The 20272-nt window shown below is 30.9% G+C and carries 11 protein-coding genes; 10 read left to right on the top strand and 1 reads right to left on the bottom strand.

Annotation, left to right across the window (positions count from 1 at the left end):
* Positions 1–99 precede the first annotated feature (99 nt).
* The 3 genes from ACWIB3_RS11955 (at position 100) to ACWIB3_RS11945 (ending at position 4671) form a co-directional block, all read left to right on the top strand.
* The gene (locus ACWIB3_RS11955; RefSeq protein ID WP_454291676.1) at positions 100–1164 is read left to right on the top strand and encodes a PD-(D/E)XK nuclease family protein; all 1065 of its coding nucleotides are present in this window, start codon (positions 100–102) and stop codon (positions 1162–1164) included.
* A gap of 231 nt (positions 1165–1395) precedes the next feature.
* The gene (locus ACWIB3_RS11950) at positions 1396–1854 is read left to right on the top strand and encodes a YpsA SLOG family protein (RefSeq protein ID WP_185211764.1); all 459 of its coding nucleotides are present in this window, start codon (positions 1396–1398) and stop codon (positions 1852–1854) included.
* A gap of 1485 nt (positions 1855–3339) precedes the next feature.
* Positions 3340–4671: a metal-dependent hydrolase family protein gene (locus ACWIB3_RS11945; RefSeq protein ID WP_185211765.1), complete on the top strand. Its 1332-nt coding sequence runs from the start codon at positions 3340–3342 to the stop codon at positions 4669–4671.
* 466 nt (positions 4672–5137) lie between these two features.
* Here ACWIB3_RS11945 and ACWIB3_RS11940 read toward each other — a convergent pair whose 3' ends face one another.
* Entirely contained in the window at positions 5138–5533 is a 396-nt protein-coding gene (locus ACWIB3_RS11940; RefSeq protein ID WP_093095640.1) for a helix-turn-helix domain-containing protein, read from the bottom strand.
* 480 nt (positions 5534–6013) lie between these two features.
* On the opposite strand from ACWIB3_RS11940, the gene ACWIB3_RS11935 reads away from it, so the two are divergent.
* The 7 genes from ACWIB3_RS11935 to ACWIB3_RS11905 all read left to right on the top strand — a co-directional run bounded on the left by ACWIB3_RS11935 (position 6014) and on the right by ACWIB3_RS11905 (position 18409).
* Entirely contained in the window at positions 6014–6481 is a 468-nt protein-coding gene (locus ACWIB3_RS11935; RefSeq protein ID WP_093095642.1) for a DinB family protein, read from the top strand.
* A 654-nt stretch (positions 6482–7135) separates the two neighbouring features.
* Positions 7136–7573, top strand: coding sequence for a response regulator (locus ACWIB3_RS11930; protein ID WP_454291675.1), 438 nt, complete (start codon positions 7136–7138; stop codon positions 7571–7573).
* A 452-nt stretch (positions 7574–8025) separates the two neighbouring features.
* Positions 8026–9519 (top strand): PAS domain-containing protein, encoded by a 1494-nt coding sequence (locus ACWIB3_RS11925; RefSeq protein ID WP_093095645.1) that lies wholly within the window; start codon positions 8026–8028, stop codon positions 9517–9519.
* A 2127-nt stretch (positions 9520–11646) separates the two neighbouring features.
* On the top strand, positions 11647–12339 hold the full coding sequence (locus ACWIB3_RS11920) for a hypothetical protein (RefSeq protein ID WP_454291674.1): 693 nt from the start codon (positions 11647–11649) through the stop codon (positions 12337–12339).
* A 147-nt stretch (positions 12340–12486) separates the two neighbouring features.
* Positions 12487–14760 (top strand): TonB-dependent receptor, encoded by a 2274-nt coding sequence (locus ACWIB3_RS11915; RefSeq protein WP_313258375.1) that lies wholly within the window; start codon positions 12487–12489, stop codon positions 14758–14760.
* A 25-nt stretch (positions 14761–14785) separates the two neighbouring features.
* A complete protein-coding gene (locus ACWIB3_RS11910; protein WP_313258374.1) occupies positions 14786–16006 on the top strand; it encodes a DUF4374 domain-containing protein in 1221 nt (406 codons plus the stop codon).
* A 711-nt stretch (positions 16007–16717) separates the two neighbouring features.
* Positions 16718–18409 (top strand): PepSY-associated TM helix domain-containing protein, encoded by a 1692-nt coding sequence (locus ACWIB3_RS11905; RefSeq protein ID WP_313258373.1) that lies wholly within the window; start codon positions 16718–16720, stop codon positions 18407–18409.
* Positions 18410–20272 lie beyond the last annotated feature (1863 nt).

Below are 20272 nucleotides of genomic sequence, written 5' to 3'. Positions count from 1 at the left end.
TTTGAATGTAATTGTTAAAATTTACATCAAGGAATATTTGAATCTTTCATTGTTTGATAGTCGTAATTTCAAAAAATAATATCTTAAAAAAAGGATCAAATGGATGTAGATCAAATAAAAAATTTAGAGCGTCTTTTAAAGAAATTTAATAGAATTGGCAAATTAGAAGAAGTTCTTCCAACCTATCTGGATATTTCTGGCTTTCCAAATTTAGAGAATGTCTCAAGTAATATCTTGGCATTTTTTCTAAATACAAATGGAAAACATGGATTGCAGGATTTATTATTAAAATCTCTTTTGCAGACTATTAAATTAGAATCAATTGATGCTATGAATTTGAACGTTGTCAATTATTATAGAGAATATGTAATTGATGAGAGGAAAAGAATAGATTTAATAATTCTTGGAGAGAATTTTTGTATAAATATTGAGAATAAATTATTCCATCATCTTAATAATGATCTTTTGCTATATGAGAAGGAGGTAAATAGAAAATTTAAAAAAGATAAGAACATCCATATTGTACTCTCGCTAAAAAAAGAAAGTGTTGTAGGTAGTTTTATCAGTATAACATACGAAGAGTTTTTTGATAAAATAAAAGCCAATATTGGATATTACAGCCTAAAAGCAAATAAAATATATTTAAACTATTTACTAGATTTTATTCAAACTATAGAAAGTCATTATAAAATGGAAGAAATAAATAAAGAAATGTTCTCTTTTTTAGTGGAGAATGAACAGGAGCTTAATGAATTAGAAATTGAAAAAAGAAAATTAAGTGAGGCATTACTGCGTACTCTAAATCAAGTTAAGAATCATGTCGGTTTTGAGGCGGATAATGTAAAACAATGGGTTTATAATAAAAACTTTTTAGTTTACGATTTTACTATTAATGATTCCGTTATTGCTGTAAATATTGTTTTTGAGTATACGAAGGTTTCAATGTTTATCGGCGGTCGTTCTTTAAAGGCTAGAACCTTACTTGATAAGTTGGCAATTAAAAGGAACAATGAGCATGTTTTCAGGAGAAATGAACATCTAATTGTTTTTGAAGACCGAATTAATTTCTTCGATATTCCAATGGAAGAATACGGTGAAAAAATCAAAAATTATTTAAGTCAGGTCTATGTTGCTGAATTTACTAATCCAGAAATTTTGAATTAATTTCAGTAGTGTGTAGGATAAATAGTTTTTATCCTTACCAACATTGAATTTTATACTCATTGGAAGAAAGTTTTCTTCCTTGAATTCCAAATACAAAAGCTCATCGGGGGATGAGCTTTTCTGTTGTAAGACTAAAAATAGTTCTTAAGCTTCTACAATTTTTTCATAATAATGAAAAACTCTAACCAATCGTAGTATAATATGTTTTTCTTTTACCATAAAATATTAAATATGAAAATCATGTTGTTTAAAGTCATTTCAGGTGGTCAAACAGGTATTGATGAATTAGGATTATCACTTGCAAAGTTACATGGTATTTCGACCGGTGGATTCATGCCTCCAGGTTTCATGACAGAGGAAGGACCAAAGCCTGAGTTCAAAGAATTATATGATTTGGAAGAATTAGATTCTGGTATGTGGGCTAAACGCACTCGATATAATGTTAAAAGTTCCGATGGAACAGTAATATTTGGAAATATAGCATCCAAAGGAACTGCCTCTACTATCAATTTTTTAAACAAGTTTAAGAAACCATATTGTATTAATCCTAATGGAATAGAAATGATTGAGTTTGTGATATCAAATCAGATTGGAATTTTAAATGTTGCAGGAAATAAAGGGAGCATTTTATTAATGGAATATAGAAATTTGGCTCGTAAAAGTTTAATAACGCTATTTAATCAATTGTAAATTGATTATTCAAGATTTGGATGGATCACAAAAAATAAAATCTATTTAAGCTTTAGGTTATAAAAATTAAGGGTTACATTTAATCCGAAGGGATTGTTTCAGCCCCGCTACCCCGCATTCATCCCTGAAACCCCTACGGGTCGAACCCGCCCCTCACAATTTCTCATCCCTGCGGCCCACAAAAAAAGCCCATCTTTCGATGAGCTTATTTTCCTGTGGAGATGATGAGGATAAAAGTGAAATTATTAATTCAATATTGTTTTTTCTGGAAGGGTTCAATATTTAGTTAGGTTGGGGAATTTTATAATACATGAATAAATAATAAAGGTGGGGAATAAATAATCTGCTTAATGAAATATTATTTTTATGATGAAATATTATTTTCCAAGTGACGGTAAAGAAATTAAGATATTAGAATTTCTCGAAAGTAAATGATAAATTATCATTTTGAAGGAAGTTGGTATGTATGAAATTCTTTTTATGTAGAGTTTTTTCTTCTGTACCAAAGAAAACTGTTTTGATAAAAATTGCCACCATTTCTTTAGAATGGTGGCATTAAATTCTAACTGTTTTTTTATTTACTTATTAATACTACAAAAATATTAATAATTTGTTTAGAAATTGTTTTATCCATTGTGCATAGGAGCCATTTGATATTTTGGAAATTCTTCTAAATAAGAACATATTTGAATCCCTAGTCTATTTAAGAAGTCACAACTTAAATTTGACCAGGGATTCGATAGCTAGTGATAGTTAAATAATATTTTAATATTAAATTTTAATTCAAGCTAGTAATCTAAATTATATATAAAGAATTGAAAATACAAATTAGAAAACGAATCATTAAAAATGAGTTCTTTTAATTCGAACTAAATCACACAAGCATTTTCTTACTTTTAGGTTAGATAAATTCGATTGTGTATCGTTATCCAGTTAGTAATCCTTTTTGAATATACCTAAGGGTAGGTATATTCTTTGTTAGATAGTTCATTTAATTTTGGCCCAATTTACATACCTCAATAAATATTGAATATCAATTGTTAGTGGAGATAATATAAAAATAATCAATGAAATACTTTGATAGAATTGGCTCAAAATTTAACTATTACCTATGCAAATTGAAAGAATATTTTTGGTCCGCAGGCTTTGAAGTGGATAGAGAAAATAGGACAGTAAGATTATTTTTCTATGCATTTATCATCTTAACATTATTTTCTATGGTCATTATGGTAATACTATTAATTTGTCAATAAAGTTTATAGCCCTCATACTTCTTAAATATTTTTATAGTAGTATTGTTCATTTATAAGGCTGATTTTAGAGTTAAAAGATCAGAATTAAAAATATAAGTAATAATTCTAAAAGTCTTTTTATAAAAAAATCGCTTTAAATGAATTTTAATCAAATAATTGATTTAAAATGTGAATTTTATTATATTATTCCTGACAGCAGGATTCCTGCGTAAGCCATCTAAAACTTAACTTTATGAAAGCAATTATTATAACTTTATTCCTGATAATTAATATCTATCCAGCATTTTCACAACATGCAAATGTATTATTTGAAAATGTTAATTTATACGATTATGAGAAGGGCGCTTTATCAGGACCTTTTAACGTTTTAATTGAAGGAAATACCATAAAAAAAATTAGTCGTAGCAAGATTCCTGAAAATGGTAATAATTCTTTAATTATCCAAGGAAAGGGGAAAACATTAATTCCAGGGCTCATTGATGTTCACGTTCATTTAGTTTTTGGATCTTTAACCATGGGAGAAATGATGACAAATGACCTTTCTGAAGAGTTTGTTATTGAAAAAATTGGCTCTTCTTCGGAAAAAATGCTAATGAGAGGTTTTACAAGTGTCCGTGACGCTGGAGGGCCAATATTTCCTCTTAAGTTAGCCATAGACAATGGAAAATTGATAGGACCTAGGATATGGCCCTCCGGAGCAACAATAAGCCAAACCTCTGGACACGGAGACTTCCGTTCGGCGTCTGAACCTTCTAGACGTTTTACGGGGGTGGTTTCTCGGGCTGAAAGATTTGGAGCTACTTTTATTGCTGACGGTCGTGATGAAATACTTACAGCTGTTAGAGAGAATTTGAGATTTGGTGCAAGCCAGATAAAGCTAATGGCAGGTGGCGGCACTTCCTCGGCATATGACCCTATTGATGTAACTCAATACACCTTTGATGAAATGAAAGCGGCTGTAGAAGCTGCTGAAGATTGGGGAACTTATGTGACGGTTCATGCGTATACCCCGAAGGCTGTACAGCGAGCAATTAATGCGGGTGTGAAATGCGTTGAACATGGGCAAATGTTAGATGAAGAAACACTTAAAATTCTTGCCGATAAAAAAATTTGGTTAAGCCTTCAAAATTTGGTGGGTGATACCGATGACATGAGTGAGGAAAGAAAAGCCAAAAGGAAACCTGTGCTGGAGGGACAGGCCAAAGTTTGGCCCATGGCAAAGAAATTAGGTGTAAAATTGGCATGGGGAACTGATTTCTTGTTTGAACCGGAATTAAACGCTCAACAAAATCATTATATTTTAAGATTGCAGCAATGGTTTGAAAATTCAGAAATAATAAAAATGATCACAAAAGATAATGCCGAGTTATTGCAAATGTCTGGTTTGAGAAGTCCTTATTTAGGTAAATTAGGTGTAGTTGAGGAAAATGCTTTGGCAGATTTAATATTGGTTGACGGAGATCCTTTCAAGGACTTGTCGCTGCTGACTCAACCAAAAATGAAGTTTATTGTTATCATGAAGGATGGGAAAATATTCAAAGACATAAGTCATAGTGAAAAATGATTATTCATTAATTTAGGAACAATTAAATAATCATTTTTAAATTTAATTATTTGCTTTGGATTCGGTGACATAAAGGAAAACCCAAATGATTCAGTTATTTAATTATGGAATTAATGATCTCAAAATAAGGAATAGATAAGTATATATTAAACAGCAAAAAATCCCTCGTATTAGACGAGGGATATGTGTTAACCCTAAACTACTAATTAATAAAGTAATTTTACAAATCAATATTTTGGATAGCTAAAAATAAGCAGAAAATCAATTCAATCCAAAGGATTTTTATCTTTCCTAAAAATTATCAATATATTTCTCTATAAAGTTTCTTTTAGAGATGTCAAATTTAATTCATAATAATATATGTGTGTAATTTAATTTTTAAATTACTTTTACTTTTTAATATTAACCGGTCTCCGATTTAAAAAAAAGATTTAAAAATACTTTATTAATGTAGAAAAAATGGTCATTATCTTTTTCTCCTAAAATAATAGGTTGGATTCATATCATAGGTTTTTTTTATATAGTGAGCAAACTTAAAATAGCTTGAAAAACCTGCCAATTTTGCCAATGAGGTCAGATTTAATTTTGAATTTGGTTCAAATTCACCAATCATATTCTCAATAAAACTAAGTCTAAGGTCGTTTATGTAATTTGGGAAGCTTTTGTTTAAATTTTTATTGATAACATAAGAGATATATTTTCTATTAAAACCTAAGGCTTTTGCTAAATGTGCTAATTTAATATCTCTTTGTATAAATCCATTCGTTTGTTCCCAATCCTTTAGTAATTCTAAAATTCTATTCTCAATATCAGGGCTTAAATAATCATTTTGTTTATTTTGAAGGTCCAAATTATTTTCCATGTATATTATTTTTAAGGTCAAATATAAAGGTTAACAAAATATATTAAAACAATTAATTCAACATCAGTCCCTTTATTAAATATATATTGAGGTTAATGAACTTAATTATCAAATACAAAAAGATATAATTATTGGCAATTGATATAGACAATATTAAAAAATAATAATGAAACTACTAAATGCACTTTTTACTCTAAATGTTTGTTATACCTTAAAAGAAGATGAATTGAAATAAAAGTATGATGTATTTTATAGTATTTTAAATATGATTTATTTTACCATATTATCCATTTTTACAATAAAAGGGTAACGAACGACGAATATGATTATACAAATAAAATTTTAATGAGCTATGTTTTTTTGAAATTTATACCAATTTATACCATTAAAACTTGACCAACTTAGTTGAAAATTCCATGTAAAATAAGGTAAATTCATTATCATGACTATTTTATTGAGTAATATCTTTTATATTTATTAATGCATTTACATCAAACTTCGGATTGTTTTCTAAATGAAATGTTTGATTATAATCGTCATTGTAATCATGAATTGATTAAATTATTCTTGCTTTATCAAGATCAGGTTTCAGAACAATCAATAAAACTTTTAAGTCACATATTGAATGCACATCGAATCTGGAATAACAGAATAATGCAAAATAATGAACATTGGGAAATCTGGCAAATACACTCTGTACCTATGATGGGTGATTTAGATGAATCTAATCATTCGATATCAAAAGATATGCTGCTAAAGGATAATTCTTTAAAGATGATTGATTTCCAAATGAAGGACAATAATGATTATAGTTGCATGATTAAGGATATCATGTTTCACATTATTAACCATTCAAACTACCACAGGGCTCAAATTGCTACTGAACTTCGTAAACAGGAAATTGAACCAATACAGACCGATTATATAAAATATAAATTGTTGATTTGAAATTTCCTTTAATTGATTGATGGCAGTGTTCTTAATATTTAAAAATCTGGAAATAATTTATTAAACTCAGCATTGGATCTTCTTTTATGAAAATGAATTTGAATCGAAAGGTATGTAAATTATCATGAATAGTTTTTCTAAAATCGATTTTTCATTGTTAATAATTTTCGTTCCTACTAATACTTAATTCGGATTATGAGGATTGTTTCATTCAATGACCTAATACATAAAAAAAACCTGACAGATCGAGGAATTGTCAGGCTAAGGCGTAATATTTAGAGTATGTCGTTCTAAAGGAGCCTAAATATAATAAATATAAAAGACCAATGAAATTAAATTATAAAAAATAACCCAATGGACTACTCCATTGGGTCCTACCAAATGTAAATTATGCAACTAGCTATTTATACAAATATAAATAAAATTACAGAGGTATTGTTAACATTTCCATTATTGAGAACAGAGCTTGTGAACAAAAAAGTATAGTTATAATTTGTGAAATAATGATTAATATTTCATTGGATCTTTTGTCCTAACTTTTCTTTAATATATGTATCGTAAGAATTCAATATATTTAAAACTTTATAAATTAGAAAAGAATGAGTTTTTGAAAAGTCATTTTTATTAAAAAATTGGTAAGACTTAATGTGTTTAATGATGGAAAAATCAGAGTTATCGGCAGAAAAGGAAAAGATTTTCGAAATTATTTTGATTGATGATGATAGTATATTTTGCTTCCTTGTTTCAAAAATGATTCAATCATTTACCAACATGAAGGTTGACCTGAAAATTTTTTCAGATGGAATTATTGCTCTTAACCATCTAAATGCGCTCCATATCAAGGGAGTCGCGTTTCCAAATGTTTTATTAGTGGATATTAATATGCCACTAATGAATGGCTGGCAGTTTTTGGAAGAGCTTGAAAGCATGAAAATCTTTGTTGGAATCGATGTACCAAGGGTCCTTATCGTAAGTTCTTCTGTAAGCCAGGAAGACCTAGCTCGTGCAAATAAAATTCCTTACATAGAGAGGTACTTGACAAAACCCTTTACCGCAGAGCAACTTTTTCAAGCATTAAATGTGTCCAATTGAATGGCACAGAATAATTAAAAGTTTATAAGATTTGGTTTAAATAGTGGTTAAGATAAGATATTTTCAACACACTTCTCTTTTGGTTTCTATAATTAATTAATTCATTTTAAAATAATGTTTGTGATTTGTTGTAATTAATCATATGATCATTTTGACTTTTCTTCAATTAGCCACTTTGTTAATTCTCTGTATAAAATTGAGATACCATCGGAACCCTGAGGTACTGCTGAATGAATTGATTATTAGATTTGATATTGAATACAATCTGAAATTTTAATCTCGTTCTGGTTAATATTCCTTAAAAGAAATACTTTCTGGAAGGATTTTGAACTAAAACTTTAACCCTTATTTATTTCTATGGAAAGGACCAAACTTTCGTTAGAATAGCCCGAATTTGGCATTAAATCTGAAAATTTATATATTTTTGCTTTTCCGTGGAAATTCCAAAAATTATGAAAGATGAAAATTATAGTCTAGAAAATTATAAATTAAGGGAGAGGATCCTTGAGCTAGAATCAATTATTTCCTGCTTTGATGATATAGTTTTTGTGGTCTCTAGTGACGGTACAATTTTGGATTCTTGGACTCTTCAACCACAGGAACTTTTTTTTGACCGTGATAGAATTTTGAACATTCCGATTGAAGACCTTTTTCCGGAAGAATTTGCCTCAACTATGGTGGATATACTTGAAAAGACCATCAGGACGAAGAAGAGTCACCAAATAATTTATCAATCGCCTGTAGAGGCTTTTAAGGGAAGTTGGTTCAGATTGAAGACTAGATTTATGGAGAACTTTCCTGGAAAAGTGATGGTTGTTATTTCTAATATTACCAAAGAGATCGAACTTCAATACGAGGTTGAAATGGAAGAAGAGAAGTTCAATCAAGCTTTTATGCATTCTTCCATTGGAATGCTCTTGTTGGACGGAAGAATGAGAATTGTCGAACAGAACCGAGCTCTTTTGGAAATGTTAGGGATGGAGGATGAAAAGACTTTCCGGCACAAGGGATTTTCTGATTACATCCATCAAGACCATATTAAGGAATTAATGGTCGCAGTTACGGATTTAAGGTTGGGAATTGTTCATAAAGCTGTTGTTGAAACTAGGGTTTGTACTAAAAATGGAAAATACTTATGGTGCTTAATTTCTTTTTCTTCTGTAAAAGATCAAGACGGACAGGTAACTTATTTTATTTGTCAAATCCAGGATCTTTCTGATTTCAAGGAAATTGAGAAGAAATTAAAATTCCAGAATTCGGCCCTTGAAAAAATAAATTTTGAATTGGAAATAAAGATTAAACAGCTTGAAACGATAAACCAAGTGCTTGCACATGATTTAAGGTCGCCTCTTGCAAATATTGAAATGATTACCGAACAATTAAAAACTGGCACTAAGTCTAGGCAGGATCGGAAGTACCTAGACATGATTTTATTGAGTGGTAACAAATTCAAAAATCATTTGGGTAGGATGATTGATTTTTTGGAAAGTTTGGATTCCTTGGATCATAAGTTTAAATGGAATGAAGTTAATTCTATTTTTAAGGACTCTGTAAATGAATTGGAAAAGCAAATAAAATGTAGTGGTTTCAATATTATTAAACAATCACAACGCACAATGTTTTTTTTCCCAATGAAATATTTGAAAACTCTTTTTAAATATGTCATTTTGTGCAGCATAAAGGAAACGGGTAGTGAGAATAGGGCATCGCTATTGTTTAACGAATCTGAAAAAACACTGAAACTCCATATCAAATCCAATAACCAATCTGAAATGGATCCATATAATTATAATGTTGCGGCAGAAAAATTAAAAGAAGTAATGACCGTGGATTTTTTCATAGCTAAGCACCAAGTATTATCCGTAGGTGGGTCAATTAAATTTTTACAACCCGATTCACAGAACTATATTCTAGTCATCAAAATGCCTGATAATTACGTGGCTTAATGTTTAAAGAAGAGTTTGTTGGCTTACTATTTTGATGGATATTTTCCATAAAATAACTCTAAAAATATGAGGGTGTTACATTTTTACCAAGTGTAATTTTCAATTTTTTTGTATATCAAAGTATAAAGATACCATTTGAATTTTCTTACTAGCGAGCTAAGGTGTGTGTTGGTTAAATTTCACCATTGCCCCATATTTTTTGCTTTTTTTGCAAAAATATTGATAATCAGTTCGCAATTATTTATTTTGCAAAGAAATCACCATTAATAAAACTATTAATTAGTTATGAAAAATTACAATAAGGGTCAAAATCTTTCTAAGGTTTACTCCCCTCCAAACCAAGATTATTTGGATATTTTACAGATTCAAGCATTGAAAATAGGGGAGTTAGCAGGATCCTTAGAAGGGGAAAATTAATAATTGAAGGTTTAGGAAAGTGGCCAGAATTAATTAGATTTGAAGTTCATAGGTTTCAAGAGTCCATGCAGCGAAATGGAGAGAGTATTCCACTTCTGTGAAATAACTTATGTTTTATGAATTATAGTGAATATTTAACATAGTTTAAAAAAGAATATTTATCTTCGGATTTTTAAAACGTAGGTATTACATTTATTGGAATGAAAAGATTTTTATATAGGAATTGTAAAGCAACTCTTTTGTTCATAGGAACTTTTCTCATCGTATTCGGTCTTCTCATGCATTTTATTAAATAATCTGCTGACGGAATTTAAAACGATTATGGCTCCGTTCATATTTTTGGACAAGATATTTTCGTAATAATAGTGGTATGGGTCATTATTCGACTCGTTATCAAATATAAACTTCAAACTTTCAAAGAATATATATTCTAAAATATATAGTGATTTTTTGAAGATCCTAAGTAGACCATCTCAATTATAAAAATTTATCTAATTACTTAGCTAATAGTTCCCAATGAAGGTGCTTCACTACCATTAGCAAAAATATTGTCACGTGTTTATTCCATATGAAAATAACTATTGGCCCCTGAAGGTTGGTAAAAAACTAGATTTAATTACATGATTGATGTGGAGCTAAGATTGAAAAAATTCAAGAAAATAAATGATCATGGATGGTAAAAAGAGTAATAGGAACTTTCAGTGTTTATATTGGGTATTTTTGTAATGTTTTGATTAATTCTTGATATTTCAGGTGAATCTAAAAAGGCTAACTTCTTTTGTTTTTCAATTGAAATAATTGGTTATTAATGCACATATATTTTAAGGTTAAAGAAAAACAACAATAAAGGTCCAATAACTGGATTGATATTGGACCTAAACTGAAATAATCAGAAAGCTTTGAAGATTTAAATATAGAAAAAATACAACATAATATCTTTAGTAAAAAGTCCTATCTATTTTAATTATATTCCCGTTAGTTGATAAGATTAAACAAAAACTGGACAACCTAAGTAGGTAATATATGCAAAACTTAAAATAATCTTTGATTTCAATCCTCTACTTTCATCTTGTCAAAGTTTCAGATTATTGATAAACTGAATGGAATTTGCCGCATAGTTCTTTATTTAAACCTAATGTGTATTGTTTTAATAAAATTATGCCATAAGGCTTTAGGATTAATTAGTCTTATATCTATTCATCTATTCTAACTCCCAAAATTCTATAGTTTTAACGGATTACGGCTCTCGTAAGATTTTAATAAATCGTAAAAAATATTTGAATTTTGCTGAAATAATACTTTATATTTGCAACTGTTTATAATTGGTCTAAATAAAAACAATTGTTTCATTTATTAGGTAATTTGAATGTAAAATAAGATTGATACAATTCCTATTTAAACAAAAGAGCGCCATACGTAAGACGGTAATCTTCGTATGACGCCTTCTTAAACCAGCGGTAACTAGTTTAAGAATCCATACTCATTCGTATGGGACCTTCAACATGCAATTATGGAAGGACATGCAATATAGGAAAATTCAAACAAATCTATAGCTGTTTGATAATTTGTCGTATGCTGTCCTTTCATATTCTTCAGATCGATTATTGATAATCTCAATGAAGAATAGAGAACAGATAATTAACAATTAAACGTAAAAGAATGCCAAAGCATTTTTTTTAAAAATTACAGAACGACAAATTCTTATAAAACATGAAAACCATAAAATTATTAATTATTTTTTTTGCCATTTTCGGATTTAAAATGGTTAGTGCCCACTCCCTGTGGATTGAAACAACACCTTTTGGCGAGAAGAATAAAACCCAAAATGTTAGAGTTTATTTCGGTGAATTCATTCATAATTTTATTGACCCAATCGAGAATTGGCATTCAGATGTTCACGAATTTAAATTATATCCAATTTCACCAAGCCAGCAAACAACAGCAATCCAAGCAACTGAACATCCAGATTATTTTAGCGCAACTATTTCTCCAACCGAAGAAGCTGTTTATATCCTAAAGGTTGGACATCCAGCAAAAGAGGTCTTTGGAACATCAGCTTCTGAATCTACTGTAAATTTAATAATTCAAGAAAGGAGAAAGTCAGAAACTCTCAACGAGCTATCGTCGACTTTAGATATTGAACCAAAGTATCACTATATAAAGGATGTTTTCCAAGAAACTAAACCCAAAGATGGACCATTTTTAGATGCTAAAGGAGATGTGGTATTTCCTAGTGGATGGATTAAAAAGTTCAAAGAAAATGGCAAAGGAAAGATCTGCTTTAAATCTCTAAAAGCCGGAAAGTACGAGGTTGCCGAAACGGAGAATACAAAGAAAAACAGGTGTAGCAAATCCATCGATAAGCATTGGAGCACAAACACTTCATTAATTCTTGTTAACTAACACAAACAGCACGAATTTCTAAAAACTTAACAAATGAATTTATTTGGTTTAACGTCGCTGTTAATCACTGATATTAATCTTAATATACAAGTGCTTAATCGATTTCGCAGAGAGCTTATCTTACTCTTATTTTTGCTCTTAAGCAATATGGTCCACTCACAGAGTAACTTCAGCCTAACCGGGACCGTTAGGGATAATCATAATCGAACCATTGAAGGTGTTACTATTCGATTAGCGGGGCATACGGTCCTAACCGATAGTTACGGCAATTTTAAAATTGAAAAAATCAAAAATAGCCCTTTTGAGATTATAGCTAAGGCGATTGGGTATGATATCTTTAAGAGGAAGATTGAGATTAAAGAGGGAAATAATCATCTTGATATTTTACTTTTTGAAAAAGACCAAAAAATTGAAGAAGTATCAGTGACTGGGTTAACCAAGCCCCAGATTACCAATCGCATGGCCTTTAACGTGACATCCATTGATGCTAAAAAGTATTATAACAGTACTATAAATATTTCTGATGCTTTAGATCAAGTGCCTGGTGTACGTGTCCGAGAACAAGGAGGATTAGGGTCAAATCTGAATTTAGCAATAAATGGATTTTCAGGAAATCATATTCGCTTCTTTATTGATGGCGTGCCAATGGATAACATGGGATCCACCTTTCAAATGAACACCATTCCAATCAATTTAGCGGAGAATATTGAAGTCTTTAAAGGTGTAGTTCCAATTTGGTTAGGATCAGATGCACTTGGAGGTGCTATAAACATAGTAACTAATAAATCTAACAGGAATTATATTGATGCTTCTTATTCATATGGATCATTCAATACCCATAGGACTACAATCAATACAGCAGTAACGAATAAGAGTGGGTTAACCTTTGAATTAAATGCCTTTCAGAATTATTCTGACAACAATTACAAAGTATTCATTGAAAAGCATAATAACAGGAGAGACAACTACGCAAATGATACTGAGGTAGAGCGATTTCATGATCAATTTCATAACGAATCTATCATTGCAAATTTTGGTTTAGTTAACAAATCATTTGCAGATCGGTTGGTATTTGGGATTACCCTTGGTCATAACTATAAAGATATACAAACTGGCGCCAGGATGGAGTCGGTATTTGGAGCCTGGCATCGAAAAGGAAATATTGTAATGCCGAGTTTGAGATATAGCAAGAATAACCTTATCAAGGGATTAGATGTTATGTTGAATGCGAATATAAACCTGGGAGCGGAACAAACTATAGACACAGTTGCAAAGCGATTTGATTGGTTTGGGGACACACATGCAAACCTTCCATCCACATCAGGAGAGCGTTCAAGGACCATGTATAAATACAAGAATAGGGATGGTATTATCACGGCAAACGCAAATTATAATTTAGGTGATAAGCATGTTTTTACGATCAATAATGTATTCAACACATTCAATAGAAGTGGTTCCGATGAATTAAATCCTCAAAACAATGAATATGAATATGCCAAGCTATCACAAAAGAATGTATTAGGTTTTGGCTATCAAATAAATGAAGAGGGACGTTGGAGTGCCAATATTTTTGGAAAATTTTTATCTCAAAATAATAAGAATGGTAATTCAAGTTCTGTCAATTCAAGTCTGTTCGGTTACGGAACTGCGTTATCCTATTTCTTAGATACCAACTTACAATTGAAGGCAAGTTATGAGTTGACCAACAGAATGGCGACGCCATATGAATTGTTTGGGGACGTGGAAAACCAAGACGCGAATACAAATCTAAAACCTGAGAGCAGCAATAATATCAACTTTGGTATTATGTATCAATTTGATATAGATAGGGACGATCATTTTGGGATCACTGCCGGGGTGTTATATAGAAATTCCAAGAATTTTATTTACCAGAGATTAAATCAGAATCAGAGTAAGTACATGGCTGATAACCGTGAAGGAGTACGAACATTAGGTGCAGATTTTGAGTTGCAATATTTCCATAAAAAATGGTTGTCAGCATCTACAAGCTGGACCTATCAATATTTGCAGAATATGCAGAAATATGAGAATGGGTATACTGAGGTGAGCCCAGTTTATAAAGATCAAATGCCTAATATACCTTACTTATTTGGGAACCTAGATCTAAACGTTCATTTGCCAGTTTTTTCTGGTTCTGGAGATATGCTTAAAACCGGATACAACCTACAATATATTCATGATTTTTATCTGTATTGGCCTAGTCGAGGAGAGACCAAAAATACGATTCCTCAACAGTTGAGTCATGATTTTAATATTGTTTACAGCTTTAAAAAAGGCCGATATAATATAGGGCTTGAAGCAAGAAATATTACGAACGAGCGATTATATGACAATTTTAGTATGCAAAAACCAGGACGAGCATTCTATCTGAATCTACGATACTTTATCAATAAAAAATAACAATCTAATTAAAAAATAATTCCACATGAAAATTAAAAATTTATTATTCACGGCCTTTACACTAAGTACCATTGTTGCTTGTACAAAGGATAAAACAGAACCTGCGGCGAAAGGTAATTTTATTGTTGCTGTGACACCTGTTGCAGAAACTGGTGTTGCAGATTATCTACTTACAACAAGTAGTTTAGATACCGGCAAGGTATCCACTGCAGGCAGAGGAGTTGAGCAAGACGGAACCTATAGATACTATGTTACGCATAACAACAAGTTTTTTAGTATGCTTTATGGACAAGGGAATCCTGGAGCTGTTACGGTTTACAATATCCTGGATGGTAATCTGACCAAGCTAGCAAACTCGGTCACGGAAACAGTACAAGCATTTGCTCCAGTAAATGATGATATCTTGATGATGAAGATTTCAAGAAGTATTACTAATCCAGTAACGAACTGGTATCAGTTTAATACAAACACGCTCAGCATTTCCAGCCAAGGGAATATCAATACAGCGGAGTTAAATAACAATGGTGAACTTGCTTTCTTCAGTTGGATTAAGCAAGTAGGTTCAAAGGTCTACGCTCCTTATTTTTCTGTAAAGGGATGTTGTTCAGCGACCTTTGGAACTGATTATCCTAATCAGGCTTGGGTAGCAGTTTATTCCTATCCAAGCATGAAGCTTGAGAAGATTATTAAAGATGATAGAACAAGCTTTATTGGAAGGTATTTTACGGATGGTTTGGAACTTGTAGAAAATGGAGATATATATGCGTTCTCTGCATCTGTAGCAACATCTATGGGAACAAATGCTACGATGAACAGTACAAAACCTTCGGCAGTAACGAGAATTAATTCAGGAAGTACAGAATTTGACAAATCATTTTATATCAATTTCGAAGAGCTATCCGGCGGATTAAATATTACTAACTGGTTATATGTTGGGAATAACAAGTTCATTACTTTTTCAAATACTAAAGATGCTAAAGGTGCATACAATATAGGAAATATTATTGGTGTTCTTGATGTATCTGCAAAAACTTGGAAAGCAGTTACCGGATTACCAAAGACTACAGATGTTAAGGGAATTACAGGTAATAATTATTCAGATAGAGCTGGCCGATTTGGCTATGTCGGTGTGAACTTAACTTCTGGAATAGGTTATGTATATAAAGTGGATGTAAATTCAGCAACAGCAACACAAGGTCTAAAAATTGAGGGTGGTACATTAACCGCAATAGAACATTTAAATTAAGCTAATTATCAATCATTTATTGCCTATCTGTAAGGACTAAAATTTATAGATGGGCAATATTATTCTCTATCAATTATGTATAGCATTATTTTAGGAATGATCTTAGTTGCCGCTTTTATTTGGTTTAATACGAGTAAAAAGGTAAAGTTTCCTAAGCGTACAGCATGGCTCGAAAAAATAGTATCCAATAGGAGGAGAGCTCAAATTATATGCACAATACTAACTATTTTTAGTCTACTATTCATTGTTTGTCTACAAGGCATTGGGGCGGGTATTTTTGCCTGGATAATTTATTGTATGGGACTACTCAGTTTAGTAGTCTTGCTTTTTCCTTATCAATACATTAAGTATAAACATGTGCTTTTTCTAATTATTTTTTGCCTTATTCTTGAACTAACCTTTACCTATATATCATCACAATAAAGCCATGCCAGCAAATAAAAAATATTTAAGTAGTCCGTTCCAACGGTTTCTAAAAATTTCCGCCGGATTTATTGGTGGATACTTAGTGATGATTAGCTTTCATTTGTTTTTGACTTATCTCTTTGAGAAGAAGAATGTCATTGTTACAGCAGGCATTACAGGTTACATATTGTGGGCCACGTTACTTTTAATTGCTTTTTTAGCTAAAAATGGTTGGAAAATATGGTTTCTATATCTTCTGCTAGCAACACTATTTTATCTTCCATTTTTAATCAAGTAAATCTCAAAATGAAAATTAGAAACTATAATATCTATTTTAATACACACACCATTTCAGGAATAATCATCTGTGCTCTCTTGTATGTTATTTTTTTTGCAGGTTCATTTTCATTTTTCAAGAAGGAAATTTCAGCCTGGCAAAACAATATCAGTTTTTATAATCAAAAAGTTGAAGCTCAGCAATACAGTGATTTTTTAGATTCTGTTTCCAATGGTTACAATTTACAAGGTAGAGATATTATCTTTTATCTTCAACAAAATGGGGCAAAGGGATATGTCAATTTTAGTGCATCTAAGGATACAATTATTAATAAGGAAAACTTAGCTGCACAAGCGAAGAAACCGGAAGGAGCTATTAAAGGTAAAGGAAGGCGCGGCCGTGGGGGAGATGGTGATAGTAAGTATTTAAATCATGATTTTATACATAATAAAACCGGTGACTATTCGGCAAACTATGATATGGGCGAATTCCTGTACCGCCTACATTTTTTGGCTCAATTAAATGAGGTCCCTATTCGAGTGGGAATAGCTCCTTTTGGATATTTAATCGCTGGAATTACATCTTTCCTATTTCTATTTGCTCTAATCACTGGATTATTGCTCCATTGGGATAAAGTTGTCTCAAATTTTTTTGTTTTCCGTCCGTTTAATAAATGGAAAACAGTTTGGACAGATATGCATACAGCTTTGGGCGTGATTGGATTTCCTTATCAATTCATGTTTGCGGTTACTGGGGTGGTTTTGATCATAAATACAGTATTAATTACCCCTTTTGCCAACGTTTTATATGAAGAGAAAACCGATAAATTGTATGAGGATTTAGAAACCATCCATACTTATCCATTAGAATACAGCTATAAAAAATTGGAAAAAGAGTTTAGGCTGTCGGATTATTTGGAAAAAGCCAAGAAAAAATGGCCCCTGAGTGAATATAAACGTATAAGCATCAAGAATTTTGGAGATGAAAATATGTACCTAGTAATTGAGGTTGAACCGCATTATAACCGGAGTTTTGCTGGCTCAGGCATTCTGGCTATTCAGGTTCTCAATAATAAGGTTTTGGAAGAAAAATCTCCATATACAGATGTTAACTACATCAATCGAGTCCGTAGTTTGATTTATCGTTTACATTTTGGGGATTTTGGAGGATATCCTGTAAAAGCTGTCTATTTTATATTGGGTGTCTTGGGGTGCTTAGTGATAGTATCCGGGATATTGATATGGTTAGTAGCCCGGGATAAAAATAATGTGATCCCAAGGAAGAGAAAATTTAATTTTTGGACCGCTAATGTATTTTTGTCCATTTGTTTGAGTATGCTGCCTGTCACGGCTTTTACTTTTATTGCCATAAAAATAGCCTCTCCTGTTACACAGGAATTTATATATGCATTTTATTTTCGATCGTGGCTAATAATTTCTCTATACTATATCATTCGCAGGAATTTGAACCGGACGAATAGAGAAACCTTGTTTCTAGGGGCTGTCGCAGCCATACTAGTACCCATTGTTAATGGAATAAAAACCGGATGTTGGTTTTGGGATAATTTCATAAGTGGAAAGATGGATTTGTTCATTGTAGATTTTCTATGGTTATTGTTGGGAATAGTAAGTTTATCTGTATTCATGTATTTACTGTCCTCGAAAAGGGTTGGAGATGTTTCGCATCCAGTTCAATACAATTTAAGTCGGAAGGCAAAATAAGGCAAAAAAACTATTTTACCTTACAGATTATTAGCTAATAACTTGCGCTCGAAATTCCATTCTCCTACAATTAAAACAGCTAAAAAAGTTAATTGAGAATCCAAAATTTAATATATGCTTATTGCCAGCTTTTGCTAGAATTCTGTTATGATATTTTTTTAAGGGTTTTTAATGAAACTACTAAAAAAGATAATAGAATATTATCCTTACCAATTTTCGGGTTAAATTTGGATTTGAGGAATTTGACTATTTCTAGGAATAAAAAAGCAGTTAAATTGTTTTTAAACAACCTATGGCAGTCAACGAAAAATTGATCATGTCCGAAAACTCTAAAATTAATATACAAAAAAGCCCCAGCTCTATGACCTAGCCGGGGAAATTGATTGGGCTAATATGTGATTTTGTACTGCTTATTTAAAATTAATTTAATAGATATAACAATCAGAAATCCAAATAGGTTTTAGAAAATTCGAATTTTTATCTCTTGATGATAAAGTGTAGCTTACGTGATTTTTTTAAAGTGATTTAATTGAAAAATAATAATATTGATAATCAACAATCTAGGTTACATGTTTAAACATCAGTACATTAAGTAATTGTTAACGAAGAAAAAATCGATAATTATTTTATAAAATTGCATCAAAATATACTGAGATGTTTGTAAATGGTTCAAAGAAACAAAAAATAGATTTCCTTAATGATTTTTACAAAACAAGATACGAGGAAAGAAATTTTAAATTTAGACCGGTAGAAATTAACTCAAATGTTAACTCTATTCTTCTTGAGGAAATGATTCATGATATTTCTCGGTATACAGAATTTAGAGCGATGAAATTTTATGATAAAGAAGGAGTCTATTTTGTGATCTGTAAATTATAAGGTCCATAAACGGGATAGGATATTTCTTTACATATTTTTCCAAGAGTAAATGGTGAGAAGGATTTCCACATATTTCTTTTTTGATTTTATATGAGTGAGATTGTTGGCGACTGTAATAAATCATCACGTTTTAATCTAGAGAAATTCTCAATATATCGCAAATAGTTTGATGAATTCGAATCCTTTACTCCCGAAGGAAAAGAGGTATTAACCTTAACGTCTCATGATATTTCTAAAATTGAGCAATCAGATGAATTTTTATTGATTTATTTGGTTTTTATAGTTTTTCCATTTTTTTTATAAACCTTAAACTTGTATAAAAAGATAATTTAAATCAACTGAATCCCCAAATTGAAGTGTATTTTAAGAAACAGTACAGAAATAGACATAACAAGGCTTGAACAATTTTAAGAATTGATCAGATCGATTAGGAATCATATTTTTTTTGTCAAAATTAATAAATTGAGTGTACATATAGGATTTCACCAATTTCAATTTAAGTTTTAAACTATACGAGGATTTAAGAGGAATATGTGTATAATTGGGTTAATTAAATCAAACCGAAAAATCATTTAAAAATCAGGTAATCATCTTGCATCTCATAAGCTTTTGGGATATTTTTTGGATTTTTCCTGCGATAGGAGCTACCAAGCATTAACTAGCGGTCAATATAAACATTCTTAAAGAAATACTTAAATATGGTATCAATAGTAATAGTTCCTGTTTAAAAAATCTTTTTGAATGTACAAGGATCATTTAATCTGTTCAAGGGAAATTTACCTATGAAATTTTTGGCATGTGAAATAAGTTCAAATCCAATCTTTTCCATTACTCCATTAATATTAAAAAGTATTTTTATTGTCAAATTTCAATATGATAATCTGGGGTTTTTGCCCTATCTAGATGCAAAAAATATACTTTCAAAATGTCCTATTGTAGGTGAAGGGTTGTTAAGTTTCTAACTATTGAAAATGTTTCTAGTTA

It is taken from the genome of Sphingobacterium sp. NPDC055431, assembly GCF_053644255.1.
Note: the sequence above shows the minus strand (reverse complement) of the source record. Positions and strands in the feature narration are given on the sequence as shown.

Excerpts from the sequence above, each read along its gene's own strand:
- ACWIB3_RS11955 (WP_454291676.1), top strand. The coding sequence starts at position 100 with ATGGATGTAGATCAAATAAAAAATTTAGAGCGTCTTTTAAAGAAATTT.
- ACWIB3_RS11950 (WP_185211764.1), top strand. The coding sequence starts at position 1,396 with ATGAAAATCATGTTGTTTAAAGTCATTTCAGGTGGTCAAACAGGTATT.
- ACWIB3_RS11945 (WP_185211765.1), top strand. The coding sequence starts at position 3,340 with ATGAAAGCAATTATTATAACTTTATTCCTGATAATTAATATCTATCCA.
- ACWIB3_RS11940 (WP_093095640.1), bottom strand. The coding sequence starts at position 5,533 with ATGGAAAATAATTTGGACCTTCAAAATAAACAAAATGATTATTTAAGC.
- ACWIB3_RS11935 (WP_093095642.1), top strand. The coding sequence starts at position 6,014 with ATGCATTTACATCAAACTTCGGATTGTTTTCTAAATGAAATGTTTGAT.
- ACWIB3_RS11930 (WP_454291675.1), top strand. The coding sequence starts at position 7,136 with ATGATGGAAAAATCAGAGTTATCGGCAGAAAAGGAAAAGATTTTCGAA.
- ACWIB3_RS11925 (WP_093095645.1), top strand. The coding sequence starts at position 8,026 with ATGAAAGATGAAAATTATAGTCTAGAAAATTATAAATTAAGGGAGAGG.
- ACWIB3_RS11920 (WP_454291674.1), top strand. The coding sequence starts at position 11,647 with ATGAAAACCATAAAATTATTAATTATTTTTTTTGCCATTTTCGGATTT.
- ACWIB3_RS11915 (WP_313258375.1), top strand. The coding sequence starts at position 12,487 with ATGGTCCACTCACAGAGTAACTTCAGCCTAACCGGGACCGTTAGGGAT.
- ACWIB3_RS11910 (WP_313258374.1), top strand. The coding sequence starts at position 14,786 with ATGAAAATTAAAAATTTATTATTCACGGCCTTTACACTAAGTACCATT.
- ACWIB3_RS11905 (WP_313258373.1), top strand. The coding sequence starts at position 16,718 with ATGAAAATTAGAAACTATAATATCTATTTTAATACACACACCATTTCA.